Raw genomic sequence first — 22,375 nt, 5'->3', positions numbered from 1 at the left:
CCAACAACGCCGCCCCGGCGGACATCGTACGACCGGGGAAACCGTCTTACAGCTTGCGTCCCATACTCAGCACCGCGGCAACGTTTCTCGCCGTCATGCGCACGTTATCTGCCGCGCTCTCCAGCGCCTCCTCCAGAGTACAGACCGAATAAATCACGCTGAATACCGCATCCAGCCCGTGCTGATGAACTATCCCCACATCCGCGGTCAGGCTACCGGCAATACCAATAACCGGTACATTATAGCGCTGCGCAACCTTCGCCACCCCCACCGGCACCTTGCCATGGATCGTCTGGCTGTCAATGCGCCCTTCCCCGGTAATCACCAGGTCTGCATCCGCCACCCACTCCGCCAGGTGCAGCGCATCGGTCACGATCTCAATCCCCGGACGCAGCCGTGCGCCACAGAACGCGTACAGGGCGGCACCCATGCCGCCTGCCGCGCCGCCGCCCTCAAGATGAAGCACGTCGACAGCTAAATCACGTTGAATGATGCGCGCATAATGCGCCAGCGCGCGATCGAGACGGACGAGCATCTCTGCCGTCGCCCCTTTTTGCGGCCCAAATACCGCCGTAGCCCCTTCTGGCCCGGTGAGCGGATTGGTCACATCGCAGGCCACATCAATGCGACAATCGGCCAGACGGCTATCCAGCTCGCTCAGATCAATGCGCGCCAGTTGCTCCAGCGCACCGCCGCCGGCGGCAATCTGCTGATTATCCGCCGTCAGCAACTTTCCGCCCAGCGCCTGCACCATTCCGGCACCACCATCATTCGTCGCGCTCCCGCCAATACCAATAATAATCTGCTGAACACCGGCATCCAGCGCGTGGCGAATCAGTTCCCCGGTTCCCCAGGTGGTCGTTAACAATGGGTTACGGCACGCCGGCGGTACACTTTCCAGTCCGCTGGCCGCCGCCATTTCAATAAAAGCACAGCGCTCATCGCCGGAAAGGCCGTAGAAAGCGTTCACCGGTTTGTTCAACGGACCGGTAACCGTCACCTGCACCAGACGCCCCTGAGTGGCGGCGACCATCGCTTCGACAGTCCCTTCTCCACCATCGGCAACAGGCAACTTGACATACTCGGCATCAGGATAAATCTCCTGAAACCCCGCTTCTATCGCCGCCGCAACATCCAGAGCACTCAGGCTCTCCTTGTATGAATCCGGTGCAATCACTATTTTCATACGCTGTCCTTAATATGCACAAACGCCCGCGAGCAAAACGACTCCGGCTCCTGCAGGAGCCGGATCTTTCTTAGCGCACCATACACGGACGCTTATTATCAAACGTCCAGTTCGGGATCAGATACTGCATGGCCGTCGCATCGTTACGCGCGCCCAGCCCATGCTTTTTGTACAGCTCATTGGCCTGCATCACTCGGTCCATGTCCAGCTCGACGCCGAGGCCCGGTGTGGTGGGCACCTGCACCATACCACCTTTGATCTCAAAAGGTTGTCGGGTCAATCGCTGATTACCTTCCTGCCAGATCCAATGGGTGTCGATAGCGGTGATGTTGCCTGGCGCCGCCGCCGCAACGTGGGTGAACATCGCCAGCGAAATATCGAAATGGTTGTTGGAGTGCGAGCCCCAGGTCAAACCAAATTCATGGCACATCTGCGCCACACGCACCGATCCCTGCATGGTCCAGAAGTGCGGATCCGCCAGCGGAATGTCCACCGATTGCAAAGACAAAGTATGCCCCATCTGACGCCAGTCGGTGGCAATCATATTGGTGGCCGTCGGCAGGCCGGTCGCACGGCGGAACTCCGCCATCACTTCACGGCCCGAAAAACCCTGTTCAGCGCCGCAGGGATCTTCCGCATAGGCCAGCACGCCTTTTAGCTGTTTGCCAATGTTGATGGCTTCATCCAGACGCCAGGCGCCGTTCGGATCGAGCGTCACGCGCGCCTGCGGAAAACGTTTAGCCAGCGCCACAATCGACTCCGCCTCTTCTTCGCCCGCCAGCACGCCACCTTTGAGTTTGAAATCGTTGAAGCCATATTTTTCATAGGCCGCCTCCGCCAGACGTACGACGGCGTCCGGCGTCATGGCCTCTTCATGACGAAGCCGGTACCAGTCGCACTTCTCATCACCCTGGCTTTGATAGGCCAGCGGTGTGGCATGACGATTACCGATGAAGAACAAGTAGCCCAACATTTCGACTTCGCTACGCTGTTGGCCATCGCCCAGCAGAGAGGCGACGTTGACGCCCAGATGCTGTCCTAACAGATCCAACAGCGCGGCTTCAATCCCGGTGACAACGTGAATAGTGGTACGTAAATCAAAAGTTTGCAAACCGCGACCGCCAGCGTCACGGTCGGCAAAGCGACGGCGTACCGCCCCGAGGACGTTTTTATATTCGCCAAGGGCTTTCCCGACGACCAGTTCAGTGGCCTCTTCCAGCGTCTGGCGGATTTTCTCTCCGCCGGGGATCTCCCCTAGGCCGGTATGGCCTGAGTTATCTTTGATAATCACAATATTGCGAGTGAAATACGGGGCATGAGCGCCGCTAAGATTCATCAGCATACTGTCGTGGCCGGCAACCGGAATAATCTGCATCGCGGTGACGACGGGGGTAGAAAACTGCGTGGTCATGACGAAATCCTTTTGTTATTGATTAGCCGCAGCGCTGCGACCGAACACGGGACGCTTGCGGTCAAATTTCCAGCCGGGGATCAGATACTGCATTGGTGCCGCGTCATTACGCGCACCTCCCGGCAGCGCCTTATAGGCTTGATGGGCTTTTTGCACCTGCTCCCAGTCCAGCTCGATACCAAGGCCTGGCGCATCCGGTACGGCAATCTTGCCGTGCTCAATTTGCAGCGGATTTTTGGTCAGACGACTGTCGCCTTCCTGCCAGATCCAGTGAGTATCGATTGCCGTTGGGTTGCCCGGCGCGGCGGCGCCCACGTGAGTAAACATCGCCAGTGAAATGTCAAAGTGGTTATTCGAGTGGCAACCCCATGTCAGCCCCCAGTCATCACACAGCTGAGCCACGCGTACCGCACCGGAGAGCGTCCAGAAGTGCGGATCGGCTAACGGAATATCTACCGCGTTAAGCATCACCGCATGCCCCATTTCCCGCCAGTTGGTGGCAATCATATTGGTGGCGACCGGCAGCCCGGTGGCACGCCGGAATTCGGCCATCACCTCCCGCCCGGAGAAACCCTGCTCGGCGCCGCACGGATCTTCCGCATAGGTCAGCACATCCTGCAGGCCCTTGCACAGTTCAATCGCCTCATCCAGCAGCCAAGCGCCGTTGGGGTCAACCGTAATCCGCGCATCCGGGAAACGTTTTTTCAGCGCGCGAGCACTCTCAATTTCCTGCTCGCCGGGTAAAACACCGCCCTTCAGTTTGAAATCTTTAAAGCCGTAGCGATCTTGCGCGGCCTCGGCAAGCCGCACTAGCGCAGCGCTGTTCAATGCTTCCTGATGGCGCAGGTGGTACCACTCATGATGCCCAGGGGTACTGTCCAGATAAGGGAGGTCCGTTTTATTTCGATCGCCGATATAGAAGAGATAGCCCAGTACGGTGACCGCATCACGCTGTTTACCCGGCCCCAGCAGTTCGCACACCGGGACATTAAGCGCTTTGCCTAGCAGATCCAGCAGTGCGGCCTCCAGTGCCGCGACCGCATTGACCCGCAGTTCAAAGGTCCAGGCCCCCTTACCAAAGGTGTCAAAATCCGCCGCCTGGTTGCCTTTATGTACCTGCTGAACCACGTTATTCAGGCGTGCGACCTCTTTTCCGAGCACCAGCGGAATAGCGTCCACCAGCGTCTGATAAATAACTTCGCCGCCGGGCGCCTCGCCGATGCCGCTATTCCCCGCGTTGTCGGTCAGTACCACGATATTGCGGGTAAACCAGGCGCTATGCGCCCCGCCAATGTTCAACAGCATGCTGTCGTGGCCGGCCACCGGAATGACTTTCATATCGACGATCGTCGGACTGGATTGCGTGTTCATCATTAGCGCTCCGCGACCGGTTTAAGCTCAATGCGTTTGATATCGCCCACCAGCACCAGATAGCTTAGTACCGCCACCAGCGCATGCACCCCGACGTAAATCAACGCGCCGTTGAATGAGCCCGTCGTTCCGACAATGTAACCAATCGCAATCGGCGTCACGATGCCGGAAATATTGCCGAACATATTGAACAAGCCGCCCGACAAACCACTGATCTCTTTCGGCGCGGTATCGGCCATGACCGCCCAGCCGAGGGCACCAATCCCTTTGCCGAAGAAGGCCAGCGCCATGAAGGCGATAATCATCCACTCCACATTAACGTAGTTACAGAACACCATAGCCATCGACATCAGCATGCCTGCTACAATCGGGGTTTTACGGGCAATATTGAGCGAGCCGGTGCGACGCATTAACCAGTCGGAGAGAATCCCGCCCAACACTCCGCCGGCAAAACCGCAGATTGCCGGCACCGAGGCGACAAACCCGGCTTTCAGAATCGACATGCCACGCGCCTGCACCAGGTATACCGGGAACCAGGTGATAAAGAAGTAGGTCAAAGCGTTGATGCAATACTGACCAATATAGATCCCGACCATCATACGGGAGCCAATCAGCTGTTTGATCTGCCCCCATTTTTCGCTAAGCGGGACTTTACGGCCACTTTTCTTCTGATCCATGTTGATCAGCGCGCCGCCTTCGGCAATGTACTCCAGCTCTTTTTTGTTTACTCCGGGATGCTGATTCGGTTCATGGATGACTTTAAGCCAGACAAAACTGATGACAATCCCCAGTCCTCCCATAAAGAAGAAGACGTGCGACCAGCCCACTTCATGGGTTAGCCAGCCCATGATCGGCGCGAAGATAACGGTGGCAAAGTATTGCGCGGAGTTGAATATCGCCACCGCGGTTCCCCGCTCCTGCGCCGGGAACCAGGCCGCTACGATTCGACTGTTGCCGGGGAACGAGGGCGCTTCCGCCAGCCCAACCAGAAATCGCAGGGTAAACAGCGCGATAATAATACCGAAGCCGCTAAAGATATCGACGAAACCCTGTAACAGGGTAAACATCGACCAGATGAAAATAGACCAAAAATAGACACGTTTTGAACCAAAGCGGTCCAGCAACCATCCGCCGGGAATCTGACCAATAACGTAGGCCCATGAGAACGCGGAAAAAACGTAGCCCATGCCCACCGCGTCCAGGCCAATATCTTTGGCCATTTCTGAACCGGCTATCGACAGCGTTGCGCGGTCACCGTAGTTGAAAGAGGTGACGATAAACAACATCACCACTATCCAGTAGCGGGCATTGGTGCGTTTTTCCGCGCCGCTAGCCGCCTGACTTAATGTACTCATTGTTGCACTCCTGAATCATAGCCGTTAGCTACGTTCATTCTGAATGGCACAACCTGTAGGGTAGTCAGAATGACGTGTTTGAGTTTTCATTGTTTTCGTTTTATCTGGCGTGCTGCTTTTTTAACTGGCAGGGAAAGTATAAAAAGAGGACCTGAACGGCTCACCGTGCATACACACAGCTTTAGCGGAGATTTAGAAATAGATTTATGGCTTATGCCTGACGGGATGGGGGGTAGTTCACGGAAATGAAAAGCTGGCGCGATGAACAATGGAAACGGCGAGACAAACGGCAGGAGTGTGAAATGCCTCACTTGACCCGGTGGAAACTCCCGGAAAAAATCGTCCACGTGAACAGGTTGTCATGCAAATGCCCGATGCCCGGAAGCGATATAAATGGTTAACATTTTATCGACCGCTTATCTGGCCCTGGCATCAGGAAGTGACACCCTCTATGTAGGGAGAGGGCGTCACTTTTATCTCTTGATGTATCCGTCTATTCGAGCAGGCTCGCCCACTGCTCAACCCATGGGTTAGAAACGCCCTCAGGTTCAGGGTCCTCGCTGGCATCGATCATGAGCATGTCGCCGATACGTTTGGCGCCCTGCTCCTGCAGCAATGCATCGAAGGTCTTGCCGCCGCCGCAAAAGTTAGCGTAGGTGCTATCGCCAAGCGCGATAATCCCGTAACGCAGGTGCGGCTGATACATGTCTTTCATCCCTTCATACAGCGGGACGATACTGTCAGGCAGATCGCCCTGACCGGTGGTGGAGGTAACGACCAGAGCATATTTGCCGCTGTACGGCTCCCAGTCCTGAATCTCCGGGTCTTCGAACACCTTTGCTTTATGCCCCAGACCGCTAAGAATCGCTTCAGCCTCTTCGGCTACCAGCAGCGCGTTTCCATACATTGTGCCTACAAAAATACCGATATCTACCATGATTATCTCCCTGAATGGACCTTAATCTCTTCATCCTGACCGCTGTCGTCAGCAAACTCAACCCTTTCATTTAGCGGCAGAAGACCACGCCAGCCAAACTGCGATAGCGCCCGCATCCAGACCTCATCAAAGCCCGCACGGATCACCAACGGCTCGCCGGTAAAGGGATGCGTTAACGATAGCTGGCTGGCGTGAAGCATCAAGCGGTCAACGGAAAAATGCGCTGCGGCGCTGCGGTTTTGTCGGAGATCGCCATGTTTACTGTCGCCGATAATCGGGTGACGTAAATGGGAAAGGTGACGACGCAACTGGTGTTTACGCCCGGTTTTGGGCTCCAGTTCAACCAGGCTGTAACGCGTGGTCGGATAACGTCCCGTCGCCACCGACATTTCGACGGTCGCCATTCCGCGATAGTGCGTGACCGCCGGCTGAGGCTCTTTATCGTCGCGGGCAAATTTATCGGCGATCTTATCCAGTTCTTCTACCAGCGGGTAATCCAGTACCGCTTCGTCGGTCAGCCAGCCGCGCACCACCGCGTGGTAGCGCTTTTGCATCTGATGTTGCTCAAACTGCTGAGACAGGCGCCTGCCCGCTTCGCTCGACAGCCCCATCAGCAGGACCCCCGAGGTCGGACGGTCAAGGCGATGGGCGGTAAACACGTGCTGACCAATCTGGTCGCGTACGGTTTGCATCACCACCACTTTTTCATCGCGGTCCAGCCAACTGCGGTGAACCAGCCAGCCGGAGGGTTTGTTCACCGCCACCAGCCATTCATCCTGATAGAGAATCTCCAGCATCAGGCGTCATCACCGGCAAACAGCGTATCCAGCAGCAGCAGCTCCGCCAGCACCCGCTCACGCAGCGGATGTACGGCATCAAGAGCCATCTCATAATAGGGCGCGACGGCGAAATTCTGCGGCAAAGGCTGCTCGCTATCGAGTAAGTGGTGCATACGAGGGATCAGGACCCACTGCAGCCACTCCAGCGGTTCAAGAGTGTCCATACAGAAAGGCTGTTGGCTGGCAAAAGCACGACTTTCCGGCGCATTTTCTTGCCAGTGGTCCGTTTCGCGCAGCAGCGCTTCAAGGACGTGCAAACGCTCGCGCACGCTAAGGTGAAGAGTCATGGGAAACCTCGATGAGTTGTAAACCGGACGCAGGATAGCAAATACAGCGGCGAAAACTACTCAAAATCATGGTGCCGTCGTCTCTCCAGGCCTGACAAGGGGTGCGTGGTCATGCGCAAGATTGGCATGAGCCTGATACGTTGCCCCAGCCTGGCTGAAGCACGGCCCAGGCGATGAGAACTTCACTCAAATGCCCCAGCCAAAGGTGATGCGATAAAAACAGGCATAAAAAAAGGGAGCACTGTATAAACAGTGCTCCCGGTTCGTTTTGCAGCAATCCAGCCACATTGGTGCTCCCTGCTCGTCCATGAAAACTTTTCCTGAGGTCTCCTGACCATGTTCATCCGTAAACTTGTGCATCCTGTTTCCACACCACCCCGATGTGAAATCACTTATCCTTAAGTCTGTCCCGATCTTCCTGATCCACCGTTCATCATGAGCGGCTCACGTTCTCCATCCTGGAGGTGTCCTTTACGCGTTCCTGCGCTATCCTGTGCTTCCTCCTGAAGCCTGTCCTTGCTGCGCCTTCCCGGCGGGTCCTGCATGAAGAGTCATCATCCTGATGTTCACTTCATTTCGCGACTCCTTGTCGACAACTATAGGATCACTGATTCCGCTTCGTCTTACAAGCCTTCTTAAGAGAATCTCTTAAGGTTAAATCGTACCGGAGAAGGCAAGATAAAGAATAACCCACTGAATTATATTGATTTAAAAGAAATAAAGCCGCGAAAAATTGCCTTAAATGATGACGATCTCTTACAGGTCTTGTAAGAGATCTCTCACAAACGGGTGGGAAAAATGGATTACAGCAGCGGATCAAGCTGGTCAAGAAAGCGTGCCAGAGAAGGCGAAAGGGTTGTGCGTTTACGTGTTCCGAGCGTTTCTTTAAGCACTTCACCGCTCAGGTTGCACACCGAAATGACCTCCAGCTCGCTCTCGAGCGTAGCGATAAAAAGCGTTGGCGACAGCTTCAGCCGCTTTTGTACCACCAGATGGCCGATTAAATTTTCCTGCACGCGCTGGAAGTCATCCGGACTCCAGGTTTGCAGCAGCAGCATCGTCTCACCGGCAAAACGCGCGGCCATATCGCCGGCGAACTGAGTGGTATAATAACTATGAATCGGCTGTTGTATCACAATATCCAGTGCCCGTTCAACCGCGCTAATATTTTGTTCTGCGGTAAAGGGCTGCGGTTGCCAGAAAACGGCGTCGTCGTCCGTCTCGCTGATGCAGGGCGACGGTACCCCATAAAGCTCTTCGCTACGTGGCAGGCTGGCACGCTGCTGCTGCCAGGCAGCGCAATAACGTTGGGTGAAGGCTTGCAGCGCTTCTGCAGTTTGATAGTCCACCGGTTTCTCTCTTCACGTCAGACAGGATACACTTGGCGTATAGTGTACCCGCTTTACTATGGTGAAACATGCCTTCTTACGATAATCATCAGGCGCTTGCAGGCCTGACGCTCGGTAAATCAACCGATTACCGCGATACTTACGATGCCTCACTGTTACAGGGCGTACCGCGCAGTCTCAACCGCGATCCGCTGGGCCTGTACGCGGACAATCTGCCTTTTCACGGTGGTGATATCTGGACGCTGTACGAACTCTCCTGGCTCAACACTAAGGGGTTGCCGCAGGTCGCCGTGGGCCACGTTGAACTCAATGACACGACCGTGAACCTGGTAGAATCGAAGAGCTTTAAGCTCTACCTCAACAGCTTTAACCAGACCCGTTTTGCCAGTTGGCAGGAGGTTCAGGCGACGCTGACGCGGGATCTGCATGCCTGTGCGCAGGGGGAAGTCTCGGTTTCACTCTATCGCCTCGACGAACTTGAAGGGCTACCGGTGGCGCATTTTCACGGTACCTGTATCGACGATCAGGATATTGAGATTGATAACTATGCGTTCAGCGCGGACTATCTGCAGGATGCCGCAAGCGGCAAAGTCGTCGAGGAGACGCTGGTCAGCCATCTGCTGAAGTCCAACTGCCTGATCACCCATCAGCCGGACTGGGGTTCGGTGCAAATTCAGTACCGCGGCTCCCAAATCGATCGCGAAAAACTGCTGCGCTACCTGGTGTCGTTCCGTCACCATAACGAATTCCACGAACAGTGCGTAGAGCGCATCTTCAACGATATTCAGCGTTTCTGCCAGCCGGAAGCCCTTTCCGTTTATGCGCGCTACACGCGACGCGGCGGCCTGGACATCAACCCATGGCGCAGCAACACCGATTTTGTTCCGGCCATCGGTCGCCTCGCTCGCCAATAGTAAACATTTTCACAATTTGCGTGCGTTAACCCGCGCGCAAGGTTGTGAAAACGCCATCAGCAAGGCTATTGTAATCACAAGAAGACGATAATCGTCCTGTAAGGAGTTCACTTGATTACACATGTTAGTCCGCTTGGTTCAATGGATATGCTGTCACAGCTGGAAGTGGATATGCTTAAACGCACCGCCAGCAGTGACCTCTATCAACTCTTTCGTAACTGCTCGCTTGCTGTGCTCAACTCGGGGAGCCTGACCGATAACAGCAAGGAGTTACTGTCTCGTTTTGAAAACTTCGATATCAACGTGTTGCGTCGTGAACGCGGCGTTAAGCTGGAACTGATCAATCCCCCGGAAGAGGCCTTTGTGGACGGGCGTATTATCCGTTCCCTGCAGGCCAACCTGTTTGCCGTACTGCGCGATATCCTGTTCGTTTACGGGCAGATTCACAACACCGTCCGTTTCCCAAACCTCGATCTCGAAAGTTCGGTCCACATCACTAACCTGGTGTTCTCTATTCTGCGTAACGCCCGTGCGCTGCACGTCGGCGAAGCGCCGAATATGATTGTCTGCTGGGGCGGCCACTCGATTAACGAAAATGAATATCTGTACGCCCGTCGCGTCGGGACCCAGTTGGGTCTGCGCGAACTGAATATCTGTACCGGCTGCGGTCCGGGCGCGATGGAAGCGCCGATGAAAGGCGCCGCGGTCGGCCACGCCCAGCAGCGTTACAAAGACAGCCGCTTTATCGGCATGACCGAGCCATCCATTATTGCCGCCGAACCACCTAACCCGCTGGTTAACGAGCTGTTGATCATGCCAGATATCGAAAAACGTCTTGAGGCGTTTGTCCGTATCGCCCACGGCATTATTATCTTCCCGGGCGGTGTCGGCACTGCGGAAGAACTGCTTTATCTGCTGGGGATTTTAATGCACCCGGCTAATACGTCGCAGGTTCTGCCGCTGATCCTCACCGGTCCGAAAGAGAGCGCCGACTATTTTCGCGTGCTGGATGAGTTCATCGTCCATACGCTGGGCGAATCGGCGCGTCGCCACTATCGCATCATCATCGACGACGCCAGCGAAGTGGCGCGCCAGATGAAGAAAGCGATGCCGCTGGTGAAAGAGAGCCGCCGGGAAACCGACGATGCCTACAGCTTTAACTGGTCAATTCGTATCACCCCGGATCTGCAAATGCCCTTCGATCCAACGCACGAAAACATGGCTAACCTCAAGCTTTATCCCGATCAGCCGGTCGAGTTGCTGGCAGCAGATCTGCGACGCGCGTTCTCCGGTATCGTGGCCGGCAACGTCAAAGAGGTGGGTATCCAGGCGATTGAAAAATTCGGTCCCTACAAGTTGCATGGCGATCCGGAGATGATGCGTCGAATGGACGATCTGCTGCAAGGCTTCGTCGCCCAGCACCGCATGAAGCTTCCGGGCGGCACCGCTTATATCCCTTGCTACGAAATCTGTACCTGATAGCGGGCTAATCTGTCATTGCGGGTTACGGTGCGCGCCGCCGTAATCCGGTTGCCCTTCTTCCCGTCTTAAACGTCCTTTACCTTCTTTAATCTCTCCGGCCCGCTTTCGCCCGTGATCCAATTATTTTAAGAATGCTTTGTAACATTTTTACAAAGCCAATCGTTTGCGTTTCCATGACCAGCAATAAATATCACTAACAAAAAGGTGTTTAAGCGCAAAAACATCGTCAGTATCTCATTTTTACAGTAAAAACATCGTTATTAAGCCCCCCTGCTTTTATCTCATATCCTGTAAATGGTAGCCTTCGCGCCACAAATACCTGGCTGATCACCAGATACAGACTGTTGAACTAAAAATACCCACCTAGAAAGTGGATTATTGCAATTGGGATCGCGATCACTGATGCATTTATCAGATAAATGTATCTTTCCGCCCCACTTGTTACGGAGAAAATCATTAAAAAACCGTAATAAAACGGATTTCATATTACTTAATTGATTTTAATCACTATATTTGGTCGATTCTTCCAGGAGATACAGATGGAAACCACTCAAACCAGCACTATCGTATCGGGCGAAACCCGTAGCGGATGGCGCAAAACAGATACCATGTGGATGCTGGGACTGTACGGTACGGCAATCGGTGCGGGCGTGTTGTTCCTGCCCATTAATGCCGGCGTCGGCGGTATGATCCCCCTGATCATCATGGCAATTCTTGCTTTCCCGATGACCTTTTTCGCCCACCGCGGAATGACCCGTTTCGTCCTTTCCGGTAAGAATCCGGGTGAAGACATCACGGAAGTGGTGGAAGAGCACTTCGGTATCGGCGCAGGTAAACTGATCACGCTGCTCTACTTCTTCGCCATCTACCCGATTCTGCTGGTGTATAGCGTGGCGATTACCAATACCGTCGAGAGCTTTATGACCCACCAGCTGCAGATGACCGCGCCGCCGCGTGCGATCCTGTCGCTGATTCTGATTGTGGGCATGATGACCATCGTGCGTTTCGGCGAGCAGATGATTGTTAAAGCGATGAGTATTCTGGTGTTCCCGTTTGTTATCGCTCTGATGATCCTGGCACTGTACCTGATTCCTCAGTGGAACGGCTCGGCGCTGGAAACCCTCTCCCTGAACAGCACCACCTTTACCGGTAATGGTCTGTGGATGACTCTCTGGCTGGCGATTCCGGTGATGGTGTTCTCCTTTAACCACTCACCGATCATCTCCTCCTTCGCCGTGGCGAAGCGTGAAGAGTACGGTCAGGGCGCAGAGAAGAAGTGCTCCAGCATCCTGGCGCGCGCGCATATCATGATGGTACTGACCGTGATGTTCTTCGTCTTCAGCTGCGTACTGAGCCTGTCCCCGGCCGACCTGGCAGAAGCAAAAGCGCAGAACATCTCGATTCTGTCTTACCTGGCGAACCACTTTAACGCCCCGGTCATTGCCTGGATGGCGCCGATCATCGCGATGATCGCCATCACTAAATCCTTCCTCGGCCACTACCTGGGCGCACGTGAAGGCTTTAACGGCATGGTGATTAAATCCCTGCGCGGTAAGGGCAAATCCATCGAAATCAATAAACTGAACAAAATCACGGCGCTGTTCATGCTGGTGACCACCTGGATTGTGGCGACGCTGAACCCAAGCATACTCGGCATGATCGAAACCCTCGGTGGCCCGATTATCGCGATGATTCTGTTCCTGATGCCGATGTATGCCATCCAGAAAGTCCCGGCCATGCGCAAATACAGCGGCCACATCAGCAACGTCTTCGTTGTGATTATGGGCCTGATTGCTATCTCCGCGATTTTCTACTCTCTGTTCAGCTAATCTCTCCCCCGCGCCGCCAGCAGGCGGCGCGCTTCCCGACAGTACTGGATGCAACATGATCAGCGTATTCGATATTTTTAAAATCGGCATTGGCCCTTCCAGCTCCCATACCGTTGGCCCCATGAAGGCGGGCAAGCAATTCACGGACGATCTTATCGCGCGCGGGCTGCTTGCCGACGTCACCAAAGTCGTTGTCGACGTTTACGGCTCCCTTTCCCTCACCGGTAAAGGCCACCATACTGACATCGCGATTATTATGGGTCTTGCAGGCAACCTGCCTGACAGCGTTGATATCGACGCCATTCCGGCGTTCATTCAGGACGTCAACACCCACGGTCGTCTAATGCTGGCAAACAGCCAGCAGGAAGTTGAATTCCCGGTCGACCAGTGCATGAATTTCCATGCCGATAACCTGTCTCTGCATGAGAACGGCATGAGTATTACCGCCCTGGGCGGCGACAAGGTGCTCTACACCCAGACTTACTACTCCATCGGCGGCGGGTTTATTGTCGATGAAGAACATTTCGGCCAGACCAATGAAGCGCCGCCCGCAGTACCTTACCCGTACAAAAATGCGGCTGACCTGCAAAGGCACTGCCGCGAAAGCGGGCTCTCGCTTTCCGGCCTGATGATGCAAAATGAACTGGCATTACACAGCAAAGAGCAGCTGGAACAGCACTTCGCCGCCGTCTGGGAGGTGATGAGCAGCGGCATTGAGCGCGGCATCACCACCGAAGGCGTACTGCCGGGCAAGCTGCGGGTACCACGTCGTGCCGCCGCCCTGCGTCGGATGCTGGTTAGCCAGGATAATACCAACAGCGACCCGATGGCGGTGGTCGACTGGATCAACATGTTTGCGCTGGCAGTCAACGAAGAGAATGCCGCCGGTGGACGCGTAGTGACCGCACCGACCAACGGCGCCTGCGGCATCGTGCCGGCGGTACTGGCCTACTACGATAAGTTCATCCGCAAAGTAAACGCCAACTCGCTGGCGCGCTATATGCTGGTCACCAGCGCCATTGGCTCGCTGTATAAGATGAACGCCTCGATTTCCGGCGCCGAAGTGGGCTGCCAGGGCGAAGTCGGCGTTGCCTGTTCCATGGCGGCGGCCGGTCTGGCTGAACTGCTGGGCGGCAGCCCGGGTCAGGTGTGCATCGCAGCGGAAATTGGTATGGAACACAACCTCGGTCTGACCTGCGATCCGGTTGCCGGCCAGGTACAAGTGCCGTGTATTGAACGTAACGCCATCGCCGCCGTCAAAGCGGTCAACGCTGCACGAATGGCGCTGCGCCGCACCAGTGAACCGCGCGTCTGCCTCGATAAGGTCATCGAAACCATGTACGAAACCGGCAAAGATATGAACGCCAAGTACCGCGAAACCTCGCGCGGCGGCCTGGCCATGAAAATCGTCGCCTGCGATTAACGCGACCTGCCCGGCAGCCGATTCTGCCGGGCAGCCTCCCTGCCATTTCTTCTCCCCGCTCGCCAGATACTTTTGTTATATAAATTAAAATTTTTTTATTTATTGGTTATAAGGACAATTTGTTACCTTAATGGCAAACCGCCAAAGGAGAACACATCATGTCCAAAAGGTTGCATCTGGCCGCACTGCCGCTGCTGCTCGGGCTGTCTGCGTCCGCGCTGGCTCAGGCGCCGGAAACCGTGAACATTGGCTACCAGAAGGCCAATATCTTCGCCCTGCTTAAGTATCGTGGCACCCTTGACGAGACGTTGAAAAAACAGGGCATTGCCGTGCGCTGGGTGGAATTCCCGGCCGGCCCGCAGATGCTGGAAGGACTGAACGTCGGCAGTATTGACCTGGCAGCCACCGGCGATGCGCCACCGGCTTTTGCCCAGGCCGCACAGGCAGATCTGGTCTATCTCGCGCACTCGCCGGCGAACCCCAAAACGGAAGCCATCGTGGTGCCGGAAAACTCGACGATTCACAACGTGGCCGACCTGAAAGGCAAGCGCGTGGGGTTGAATAAAGGCTCCGACGTCAACTACCTGCTGGTCACCGCACTGGAAAAAGCCGGGTTGAGCTATAAAGATATCACCCCGGTTTACCTGCCTCCGGCCGATGCCCGCGCCGCCTTCCAGCGTGGGGCGATTGATGCCTGGGTTATCTGGGACCCGTACCTTGCCGAAGTTGAAACCAACGCTAAGGCGCGGCAGATCCGCAACGCTGAAGGGCTGGTGCCGCACTATACCTTCTATCTCGCCAGCCGCAAATTTGCCGAAAACCACCCGGATACCGCCAAACAGGTGGTGGATGAGTTACGCCAGCTCAGCGACTGGGCGAACTCCCATCAGGACGACGCCGCCGGAATTCTGTCAACCTCCACCGGGCTGGATAAAGCGATCTGGTTGAAAGCCCTTGCCCGCCTGCCCTACGGTGCCGAACGCATGACGCCTGCGGTGTATAACGAGCAGCAGGCGCTGGCGGATACCTTCACCCGTATCGGCCTGCTGCCGGTGAAGGTGGATGTTCGCCGCGCCACCTGGTCGCAGGATAAGCAGGAAAAATAACCCTTGTGCCGGCGACGGGCTTCCCCGTCGCCTTCTCTCTTGTTACGTTACCTCTGCGCCTTTTCACCATCGCCAATCTGCCAGATAAAGGTCGGTGCCTCCCCGTTGACCAGCCAGTTGCCGATATTGCGCGCTTTGTAGATAACCGGGTTATGCGAAGCCACGGTACGCGCGTTGCGCCAGTGCCTGTCGAGCGCTTTGCCCACCCGGGTATCCGACGCGCCGAGGGCGTTAAACAACTCGGTCGCCGCGCGCGGTACCCACTCGCTGGCAACCACCTGCGCCTGTGCCGCTTCGACTTCCGCCAGGCGGTTACGTTGTTCAATCAGCGCCTCATCGCCGCTGGCATGAACAATATAGGCCTGCTGTAAAGACTCCGCCGCCTGCAGCACCGCCGCGCGGGTCGCCCACGCCCAGCTGCTGATTTGCCCCACCACCTGCAGTACCTGAGCATCCTCGCGCGGGACCGCGGCGTTGCCATGGCTGTACATGCGGGTACGTTTTTTCACCCCCTCGGCGGCGTCGCGTTCCACCGCCAGGCCGATTCCCGCCAGCGTCGCCAGTAAGATATGCTGATAGAAGGCGGTCTGATAACGAAAGCGTTCAGCAAAATCATAGACATGTTCCTGCTCAACCTGGGCCTGCTTAAAGCGGGTGGTACCGCTGCCGGTCAGACGCTGACCAAAGCCATCCCAGTCATCGTCGCGTTCTACCGCGCTCTGCCGGGTACTGACCAGAGCGATGACGTCGCCGTGGTTGTCGCTGCGGCGGGCAAAGACATCAATCCAGTCGGCGTACAGTGTTCCGGTGCTGTAAAACTTCTCGCCGTTTAAGCGCCAGCCGTGGTCATCCGGCGTCACCCGGGTGTTCACCTCCCCAAGCCTGACCCCGCCCGTTTCGGTCCAGCCGCTGCCCACCAGTTCCCCGTCGAGAAAACGTTGAAACCAGCGATCGCGCTGCGCGGAGTCCGGTTGATTCAGGCGATCTTCAACAAAGGCAAAATGGGCGCGCAGCGCCTGCGGCAGGTTCGAGTCAGCTTGGGCCAGCTCAATCAACAGGGCAATCAGTTGCGGCAGCGACGCGCCCCAGCCGCCCTTTTCCCGCGGAATGCGTACCGTGCCAAAGCCCGCCTCCTTCAGCCAGCGAATCTGCTCGTCGGGCAAAATACGGTGCTGTTCGCGGTTCGCCGCGCCCTGCGCGATGCGGGAAAAAATTGGCCGGAAAACTGCAGCCAGCTGTTCATAATCGGTACCGGTAGAAAGTAATGTCATCATCTGTTCCTTAATGGTGGCTGTCGTCAATATCGTGACGCGTCGGCTCGTGGCGAACCGCAAGCAGGAAGAAGATTGGAATAATGGCGGCCAGCGACACTACCCAGAACATCTGAGTGCCGAGGGAGGCCTGCAGCAGCGGTAGCACGAACAGCGCCAGCGCGCTGCCGATACCGGAGAGCGCCCGGCTAAAGCCGACACCGGTGGCGCGAATCGCGGTAGGATAGGAGAGCGCCGGGTAGATCATCAGCTGTGCACCGGGGCCGAAACCCTCGGCAAACAGCCACAGGCCGAGCATCGCGATCGCCAACACCACCCCGACGGTGGCATGCGGCTGGCCGACCAGAGCAAGGACAATCAGGGCGACAAACTGCAGCGCGAAGCCAGCAATCGCCACGTGGCGCGACGGGTATTTCCACGCCAGATGCATCCCCAGCAGCCCGCCGGTAAAGGCAAACAGCGCGTTCAGCCCCAGCGAGGCGGAGATGGTTTCAAACACCCCGGCCCCGAGAAACTGGGCGAGGATCGACGGCAGGAAAAAGGCGATGGCGGTGTACTCAAAGGAGATACAGATATTCATCACCCCGGCGACGATAGTGCGCTCGCGATACGGCTTTTCAAACAGCACGCGGAAGCTCACTTTCGCCGGCGGCGCAGAATGTTTAGTCGGCGCTTCATGAGCAGCAATGCCGTAAGAGTCTCGCAGAATGCGTACCGCCGAAGTCAGGTCCCCCTGGTTTGCCGCCCACAGCGGCGATTCATTCATAAATTTACTGCGCACGGCGATAATCAGCAGTGCCGGGACGGCGCCAAACAGCAACGATGCCCGCCACAGCCAGTCGAGGTGCTCCTGCGGCAGCAGGAAATAGAGGCCGAAGATAATCAGAAAGCAGACCGTTGAAGCGGCGTACCACATCGGACACCAGGCGGCGAGGCGTGCGGCTTTGTTACCTTTGCCGGTAAAACGGGAAAATTCAGCGAGGTAGGACATGGCAACCGGCAGATCGATACCGACGCCGATCCCCATCAGGAAACGCGCGCCGATCAGTACCCAGACATTGGGGGCAAGACCTGCGGCGATGGCCGAAACGACGAAAAACAGCATGTCGGCCATAAATACCGAATAGCGGCCATATTTATCCGTCAGCCAGCCACCGATTAAGTTGCCGATAATGGTGCCAACCATAATGGATGAGGTGACCAGACCGGTCAGCAGCGGCGAGAGCTGGAATTCACGCACCACGTCATCAATGCCGTAGGAGAGCGTGGTTAAATCATAGGCGTCGAGAAAAACGCCACCGAGCGCGAGGAAGACAATCATCCGCGCATATTTAGCCTGATCCTTGCCCGAATTTATCAGCCGCGCCACATCCCCAACGCTACTTACCGGAGCGGAGGCCACGCCGGGATTATCAACAGACAGCGTACTCATCTTTTCACCTTATTAATGTTGTGCAGGTGATCGCAGTTATAGGCCGTCACCCGATAAATTTGAACTAACAAAAAAGCATATAAAAACAAATAAATTCAATAAGTTAAAAAAATAAAACAACAAAATCAGGACGTGCTTTCGCCCGTCCTGCAAGGTCATCGATCGGCAAAATTATTCCGCGGAAACCGGCACCAGCACATCCTTAACCAGAGGGTCTTCGGTGGTTTTCAACCAGCTCTGAATGCGCGGGTCGGAAAACGCCTTCTGCAATTTGACGATATTCTCCTGCGACAGATAAGGTGTCCCGATAACCAGTTGCGATGCAAAAGTACGTGGCGCAGGCGGGAATAAGATGCCCTTATCGCGCGGCACTTTCCCGGCATCAAACTGCGAGACATAGCCGATTGCCGCGTCCACCGAATTGAGCGCTCGTGGCATGGTTAACAAGTCCAGCTCTTTGAAATTAAACTGATGCGGGTTGCCGACGATATTTTTCAGCTTTGCCGTACGCGGCTCCACCTTCGGGTCGAGCGTAATCAGGCCAATACGCTGCAGCAGCCACAGCGCCTGCCCCTGGTTGGCGCCGTCATCCGGCACCACAATCGTCGCACCGTTTGGCAGATCCTTGACTGATTTATAGCGCTCGGAGTAGATGCCAAAAGCCCACTGGAATACCGGCACCGTGGTTGAAAGCGCAAAGCCATTGGCATCCACAACCTGCTTCAACCACCATTGATGCTGATAGATGGTTCCCGCATATTCCCCTTGCGCCACCGCCCGATCGGCCTGCACCGGATCCTGCACGCCCACCGCCTCCAGCTTCAGGCCGTAATCCGGCGCAATATGCTGGCCGATATACTCGATAATTCGCTGTTCGCCGGCCATCGCCGGTTCATAATGGATTTTCAGCGTGGTGCCAAACACCACCTGCTGCGACTGCGCCTGTCCCCGCCACCACCAAAAGGCAACCGCCAGCACCACACTCACCAGCAGCGCCACCAGCCACGGCCAGCGGCGGACCTTACGTAATTCAAACTGTTCTGTTGTCATGAAGAGATCCCCTGCGTGTGGCGAAGTTTATTGACCAGGCGGTCACCGAAAAACTGAATCAGCTGAATAGTGGCGATCAGCGCAATAATGGTGGCGATCATGATGTGGTTATCGAAGCGCTGGTAGCCGTAAACCACCGCCAGATAGCCGATGCCTCCCGCGCCAATAGTGCCGGCAATCGCGGAATATTCGATCATTGAGACCAGGTTTAGCGTCACTGCCGCCACCAGCGCCGGCAGGGCTTCGCTCAGTTGAGCACTGCGGATAATCTGCCAGCGCGAGCCGCCGCAGACGATGCCGACGGCGGTGACTTCTGCCGGCAGTTCGCGCAGGGCGTTTTCCACCAGCCGGCAAAAAAATGGCACCCCGGCGGCGATCATCGGCACCACGGCGGCCGGAATGCCGATCGTCGTCCCGGTGAGCCAGAAGGTGAAGGGAATAATCGCCGCCATCAGCACCAGAAACGGCAGAGAGCGCCCCATATTCACTACCCAGTTCAGCACCCGGTACAGCGCGGCATGCGGGAATAATCCGCGCGGCGAGGCATTGAATAGCACCACCCCGACCACGCCGCCAAACGTCACCACAAACAGCATGACAATGGCCACCATCAGCCAGGTCTCACCGTAGGCGGGCAGAAGTAGCGTATGGATCTCACTCCAGGGGGTATCCTGGCTTATCACCGTGGGTTTCATACCGCCTCCTGTAGTTCGGGCACGCCATCCAGCACCTCCGCCGCGATGCCGAGCTGGGCCAGCAGCACCAACACCCGCGACGACGACAGACGCTCTCCCTGGAAACGCACGCCCACCTGTAACCTTCCCGCCAGCCGACCGTTGATCAACTCAACGTGCCCCCCGAGCACATCTATCTGCAGGGCGAACTGCTGGCTCAGCTGGCTTATCCAGTCGGTCGCCACCGGAACATCCCAGCGATAGCTCAGACGCAACAGCAGATCGCTGGTGACCACAACCGGAGAGAGCGGCAGCAGTTGCTGACCCAGTAGCGAATCCGGACGCGCCAGCAGCTCTTTCACCTGACCGAACTGCACAATTGCGCCATCGCGAATTTCCGCCACCGCGTCCGCCGCCGCCCGTACCGCATCCATTTCGTGGGTGATCAGCACAATCGCCAGGCGGTATTCATCGCGCAGGCGTTTGAGCAAATTGAGCACCGTTGCGGTAGCTTGCGGATCCAGCCCGGAAGTCGCCTCATCCGCCAGCAACACCGACGGGCGCAGCGCCAGCGCACGCGCAATACCAATCCGCTGACGCTGGCCGCCGGAAAGCTGAGCCGGCCAGGCATCCGCCTTATGACTCAGCCCAACGCTCTCCAGCAGTTCGCCGACGCGGGCTTTAATATCGCGCTCGACCACGCCGAGGTATTCCAGCGGCAGAGCGATATTTTGCCAGGCCGTTTTACGACTGAGCAGCGCGGAGGACTGAAAGACGGTACCGATCGTGCGCCGCTCGCGACGCAGCGCCTCGCCGCTGAGTAACGACAGGTCGTTGCCGTTAACCCGAATACTGCCGCTGTCGGGACGCTCCAACAGGCTGATAAGGCGCGCGAGGGTCGATTTTCCCGCGCCGCTCGGCCCCACCACCGCGGTGATGGATCGGGGCGGTACCTGCAGCGACAGCCCTTTCAGCACCTCGCTGACCCGCCCGTCTGCCGTACGGTAGCTTTTATGCAGGTTGTCTATTTCAATCATGTCACCTTCTCCTCTGTCCCGACGTCGATGCGGGTGCCACGCCGGTATCCGGCCCCCGGATGCGGCGCCACCAGTCGCGGCCCGGCGCCAAACAGTTTTTCGCGTAGAGTGCCTTCGCGATACTCCTGCTTAAAGACGCCCCGTTTTTGCAATTCGGGAATGAGCAGCTCCACCACATCGCGGAAGGTTTCATGGGTAACGGCATACGCCAGGTTGAAACCGTCGACATCGGTCTCCTCAATCCACGATTGCAGCTCATCGGCAACGGTTTGCGCACTGCCGACAATCAGCGGGCCGAAGCCGCCAATGCCGACCCAGTCGGCCAGCGCCTGTACCGTCCACTGACGATCGGGATCGGCAGTGGAAAAGGCTTCAACCGCCGACTGAATCGCGTTGGTATGCAGGTATTTCAGCACCTGTTCCGGCTGATACTGGCCGAAGTCAATCCCGGTCCAACCGGAAATCAGCGCCAGCGCCCCTTCATAGCTGACGTAAGATTTATACTCCTGCCATTTGGCCTGCGCCTCATGGTCGGTTTCGCCTACGATGACCGTTTGCAGGTTGAAAATCAGGATACTGCGCGGGTCGCGTCCGGCTTCGGCGGCGCGGCGGCGAATATCCGCCACGGTCTTTTTAAGCAGCACTTTCGACGGTGCGGCGACAAAAACGCACTCGGCGTGGCCGGCGGCAAACTGTTTACCCCGGCTGGAGGCACCGGCCTGATAAAGCACTGGCGTGCGCTGCGGCGACGGTTCGCAGAGGTGGATCCCCGGCACGGTGAAGAAGTTGCCCTGGTGGTTGATCGGATGAATTTTTTGCGGATCGCTGAAGATCCCCCGCTCGCGATCGCGCAGCACCGCGCCATCTTCCCAGCTCCCTTCCAGCAGCTTATAAACCACGTCGAGATACTCATCGGCGTAGTCATAGCGCGCATCGTGATCGGTCTGGGCCTGATGACCAATGTTGCGCGCCCCGCTTTCCAGATACGAGGTGACGATGTTCCAGCCCACCCGGCCTTTGGTTAAATGATCGAGCGTCGAAAGACGGCGGGCAAACGGATACGGGTGCTCAAACGACAGCGACGCGGTCAGGCCAAAGCCAAGATGCTCCGTCACCAGCGCCATCGGGGTAATCAACGCCAGCGGATCGTTCACCGGCACCTGCGCCGCCTGGCGAATCGCCGCATCGCCGTTGCCGTTCAGTACGTCATAAATACCCAGCACGTCAGCAATAAACAGGCCATCGAACTTACCGCGTTCCAGCAGACGCGCCAGATCAACCCAGTAATCAAGGTCCTTATACTGCCAGGAACGATCGCGCGGGTGGGTCCACAGCCCCGGCGACTGGTGTCCGACGCAGTTCATATCAAAAGCATTCAGGCGAATTTCACGTTGTGATGACATAGCGCTCTCCACGGTGCAT

The 22,375-nt window shown here is 56.6% G+C and carries 19 protein-coding genes; 5 read left to right on the top strand and 14 right to left on the bottom strand.

Going from position 1 to position 22,375, the window contains the following annotated elements; genetic code table 11:
* Positions 1-46: 46 nt before the first annotated feature.
* The 8 genes from ACZAHD_RS04460 to syd form a co-directional block, all read right to left on the bottom strand.
* Positions 47-1,186: a glycerate kinase gene (locus ACZAHD_RS04460; RefSeq protein WP_462455708.1), complete on the bottom strand. Its 1,140-nt coding sequence runs from the start codon at positions 1,184-1,186 to the stop codon at positions 47-49.
* Positions 1,187-1,256: 70 nt separating this feature from the next.
* The gene (gene gudD, locus ACZAHD_RS04455) at positions 1,257-2,597 is read right to left on the bottom strand and encodes a glucarate dehydratase (protein ID WP_462455707.1); all 1,341 of its coding nucleotides are present in this window, start codon (positions 2,595-2,597) and stop codon (positions 1,257-1,259) included.
* A gap of 15 nt (positions 2,598-2,612) precedes the next feature.
* Positions 2,613-3,968 carry an enolase C-terminal domain-like protein gene (locus ACZAHD_RS04450; protein WP_462455714.1) on the bottom strand — a complete coding sequence of 452 codons (1,356 nt, stop codon included), beginning with the start codon at positions 3,966-3,968 and terminating at the stop codon, positions 2,613-2,615.
* 2 nt (positions 3,969-3,970) lie between these two features.
* Positions 3,971-5,323: a galactarate/glucarate/glycerate transporter GudP gene (gene gudP / locus ACZAHD_RS04445; protein WP_462455706.1), complete on the bottom strand. Its 1,353-nt coding sequence runs from the start codon at positions 5,321-5,323 to the stop codon at positions 3,971-3,973.
* A 493-nt stretch (positions 5,324-5,816) separates the two neighbouring features.
* On the bottom strand, positions 5,817-6,260 hold the full coding sequence (locus ACZAHD_RS04440; protein ID WP_462455705.1) for a flavodoxin: 444 nt from the start codon (positions 6,258-6,260) through the stop codon (positions 5,817-5,819).
* Positions 6,261-6,262: 2 nt separating this feature from the next.
* Positions 6,263-7,057 (bottom strand): tRNA pseudouridine(65) synthase TruC, encoded by a 795-nt coding sequence (gene truC / locus ACZAHD_RS04435; RefSeq protein ID WP_462455704.1) that lies wholly within the window; start codon positions 7,055-7,057, stop codon positions 6,263-6,265.
* The gene (locus tag ACZAHD_RS04430; RefSeq protein WP_462455703.1) at positions 7,057-7,386 is read right to left on the bottom strand and encodes a YqcC family protein; all 330 of its coding nucleotides are present in this window, start codon (positions 7,384-7,386) and stop codon (positions 7,057-7,059) included. Before ACZAHD_RS04430 ends, truC begins: the two co-directional genes overlap by 1 nt.
* Positions 7,387-8,189: 803 nt before the next feature.
* Positions 8,190-8,735: a SecY-interacting protein gene (gene syd / locus ACZAHD_RS04425; RefSeq protein ID WP_462455702.1), complete on the bottom strand. Its 546-nt coding sequence runs from the start codon at positions 8,733-8,735 to the stop codon at positions 8,190-8,192.
* A gap of 68 nt (positions 8,736-8,803) precedes the next feature.
* Here syd and queF point away from each other — a divergent pair, with 68 nt between their 5' ends.
* The 5 genes from queF (at position 8,804) to ACZAHD_RS04400 (ending at position 15,489) form a co-directional block, all read left to right on the top strand.
* On the top strand, positions 8,804-9,649 hold the full coding sequence (gene queF, locus ACZAHD_RS04420; RefSeq protein ID WP_462455701.1) for an NADPH-dependent 7-cyano-7-deazaguanine reductase QueF: 846 nt from the start codon (positions 8,804-8,806) through the stop codon (positions 9,647-9,649).
* A 111-nt stretch (positions 9,650-9,760) separates the two neighbouring features.
* A complete protein-coding gene (gene ppnN / locus ACZAHD_RS04415; RefSeq protein WP_462455700.1) occupies positions 9,761-11,128 on the top strand; it encodes a nucleotide 5'-monophosphate nucleosidase PpnN in 1,368 nt (455 codons plus the stop codon).
* A 542-nt stretch (positions 11,129-11,670) separates the two neighbouring features.
* Entirely contained in the window at positions 11,671-12,960 is a 1,290-nt protein-coding gene (locus ACZAHD_RS04410) for an HAAAP family serine/threonine permease (RefSeq protein ID WP_462455699.1), read from the top strand.
* Between the two features lie 55 nt (positions 12,961-13,015).
* The gene (locus ACZAHD_RS04405; protein ID WP_462455698.1) at positions 13,016-14,383 is read left to right on the top strand and encodes an L-serine ammonia-lyase; all 1,368 of its coding nucleotides are present in this window, start codon (positions 13,016-13,018) and stop codon (positions 14,381-14,383) included.
* A gap of 158 nt (positions 14,384-14,541) precedes the next feature.
* Positions 14,542-15,489 (top strand): sulfonate ABC transporter substrate-binding protein, encoded by a 948-nt coding sequence (locus ACZAHD_RS04400; RefSeq protein ID WP_462455697.1) that lies wholly within the window; start codon positions 14,542-14,544, stop codon positions 15,487-15,489.
* A gap of 47 nt (positions 15,490-15,536) precedes the next feature.
* Here ACZAHD_RS04400 and ACZAHD_RS04395 read toward each other — a convergent pair whose 3' ends face one another.
* The 6 genes from ACZAHD_RS04395 to ACZAHD_RS04370 form a co-directional block, all read right to left on the bottom strand.
* Entirely contained in the window at positions 15,537-16,760 is a 1,224-nt protein-coding gene (locus ACZAHD_RS04395) for an acyl-CoA dehydrogenase family protein (RefSeq protein ID WP_462455713.1), read from the bottom strand.
* Positions 16,761-16,770: 10 nt separating this feature from the next.
* The gene (locus ACZAHD_RS04390) at positions 16,771-18,192 is read right to left on the bottom strand and encodes an MFS transporter (protein ID WP_462455696.1); all 1,422 of its coding nucleotides are present in this window, start codon (positions 18,190-18,192) and stop codon (positions 16,771-16,773) included.
* A gap of 171 nt (positions 18,193-18,363) precedes the next feature.
* Complete coding sequence (locus ACZAHD_RS04385; RefSeq protein WP_462455695.1) at positions 18,364-19,242, bottom strand: MetQ/NlpA family ABC transporter substrate-binding protein; 879 nt, start codon at positions 19,240-19,242, stop codon at positions 18,364-18,366.
* Positions 19,239-19,937 (bottom strand): methionine ABC transporter permease, encoded by a 699-nt coding sequence (locus ACZAHD_RS04380; protein WP_462455694.1) that lies wholly within the window; start codon positions 19,935-19,937, stop codon positions 19,239-19,241. The genes ACZAHD_RS04385 and ACZAHD_RS04380 overlap by 4 nt, the downstream gene beginning before the upstream one ends.
* Positions 19,934-20,953: a methionine ABC transporter ATP-binding protein gene (locus ACZAHD_RS04375; RefSeq protein WP_462455693.1), complete on the bottom strand. Its 1,020-nt coding sequence runs from the start codon at positions 20,951-20,953 to the stop codon at positions 19,934-19,936. Before ACZAHD_RS04375 ends, ACZAHD_RS04380 begins: the two co-directional genes overlap by 4 nt.
* Positions 20,950-22,356, bottom strand: coding sequence for an LLM class flavin-dependent oxidoreductase (locus ACZAHD_RS04370; protein WP_462455692.1), 1,407 nt, complete (start codon positions 22,354-22,356; stop codon positions 20,950-20,952). The genes ACZAHD_RS04375 and ACZAHD_RS04370 overlap by 4 nt, the downstream gene beginning before the upstream one ends.
* Positions 22,357-22,375 lie beyond the last annotated feature (19 nt).

The organism is Raoultella sp., assembly GCF_039594335.1.
In the GTDB taxonomy this organism is placed as follows: domain Bacteria; phylum Pseudomonadota; class Gammaproteobacteria; order Enterobacterales; family Enterobacteriaceae; genus Klebsiella.
This window is presented reverse-complemented; position numbering and strand designations above follow the sequence as displayed.

What these genes read in the sequence shown, in the direction of transcription:
- ACZAHD_RS04460 (WP_462455708.1), bottom strand. Translation starts at nt 1,186, where the DNA reads ATGAAAATAGTGATTGCACCGGATTCATACAAGGAGAGCCTGAGTGCT.
- gudD (WP_462455707.1), bottom strand. Translation starts at nt 2,597, where the DNA reads ATGACCACGCAGTTTTCTACCCCCGTCGTCACCGCGATGCAGATTATT.
- ACZAHD_RS04450 (WP_462455714.1), bottom strand. Translation starts at nt 3,968, where the DNA reads ATGAACACGCAATCCAGTCCGACGATCGTCGATATGAAAGTCATTCCG.
- gudP (WP_462455706.1), bottom strand. Translation starts at nt 5,323, where the DNA reads ATGAGTACATTAAGTCAGGCGGCTAGCGGCGCGGAAAAACGCACCAAT.
- ACZAHD_RS04440 (WP_462455705.1), bottom strand. Translation starts at nt 6,260, where the DNA reads ATGGTAGATATCGGTATTTTTGTAGGCACAATGTATGGAAACGCGCTG.
- truC (WP_462455704.1), bottom strand. Translation starts at nt 7,057, where the DNA reads ATGCTGGAGATTCTCTATCAGGATGAATGGCTGGTGGCGGTGAACAAA.
- ACZAHD_RS04430 (WP_462455703.1), bottom strand. Translation starts at nt 7,386, where the DNA reads ATGACTCTTCACCTTAGCGTGCGCGAGCGTTTGCACGTCCTTGAAGCG.
- queF (WP_462455701.1), top strand. Translation starts at nt 8,804, where the DNA reads ATGCCTTCTTACGATAATCATCAGGCGCTTGCAGGCCTGACGCTCGGT.
- ACZAHD_RS04410 (WP_462455699.1), top strand. Translation starts at nt 11,671, where the DNA reads ATGGAAACCACTCAAACCAGCACTATCGTATCGGGCGAAACCCGTAGC.
- ACZAHD_RS04405 (WP_462455698.1), top strand. Translation starts at nt 13,016, where the DNA reads ATGATCAGCGTATTCGATATTTTTAAAATCGGCATTGGCCCTTCCAGC.
- ACZAHD_RS04400 (WP_462455697.1), top strand. Translation starts at nt 14,542, where the DNA reads ATGTCCAAAAGGTTGCATCTGGCCGCACTGCCGCTGCTGCTCGGGCTG.
- ACZAHD_RS04395 (WP_462455713.1), bottom strand. Translation starts at nt 16,760, where the DNA reads ATGACATTACTTTCTACCGGTACCGATTATGAACAGCTGGCTGCAGTT.
- ACZAHD_RS04390 (WP_462455696.1), bottom strand. Translation starts at nt 18,192, where the DNA reads ATGAGTACGCTGTCTGTTGATAATCCCGGCGTGGCCTCCGCTCCGGTA.
- ACZAHD_RS04385 (WP_462455695.1), bottom strand. Translation starts at nt 19,242, where the DNA reads ATGACAACAGAACAGTTTGAATTACGTAAGGTCCGCCGCTGGCCGTGG.
- ACZAHD_RS04380 (WP_462455694.1), bottom strand. Translation starts at nt 19,937, where the DNA reads ATGAAACCCACGGTGATAAGCCAGGATACCCCCTGGAGTGAGATCCAT.
- ACZAHD_RS04375 (WP_462455693.1), bottom strand. Translation starts at nt 20,953, where the DNA reads ATGATTGAAATAGACAACCTGCATAAAAGCTACCGTACGGCAGACGGG.
- ACZAHD_RS04370 (WP_462455692.1), bottom strand. Translation starts at nt 22,356, where the DNA reads ATGTCATCACAACGTGAAATTCGCCTGAATGCTTTTGATATGAACTGC.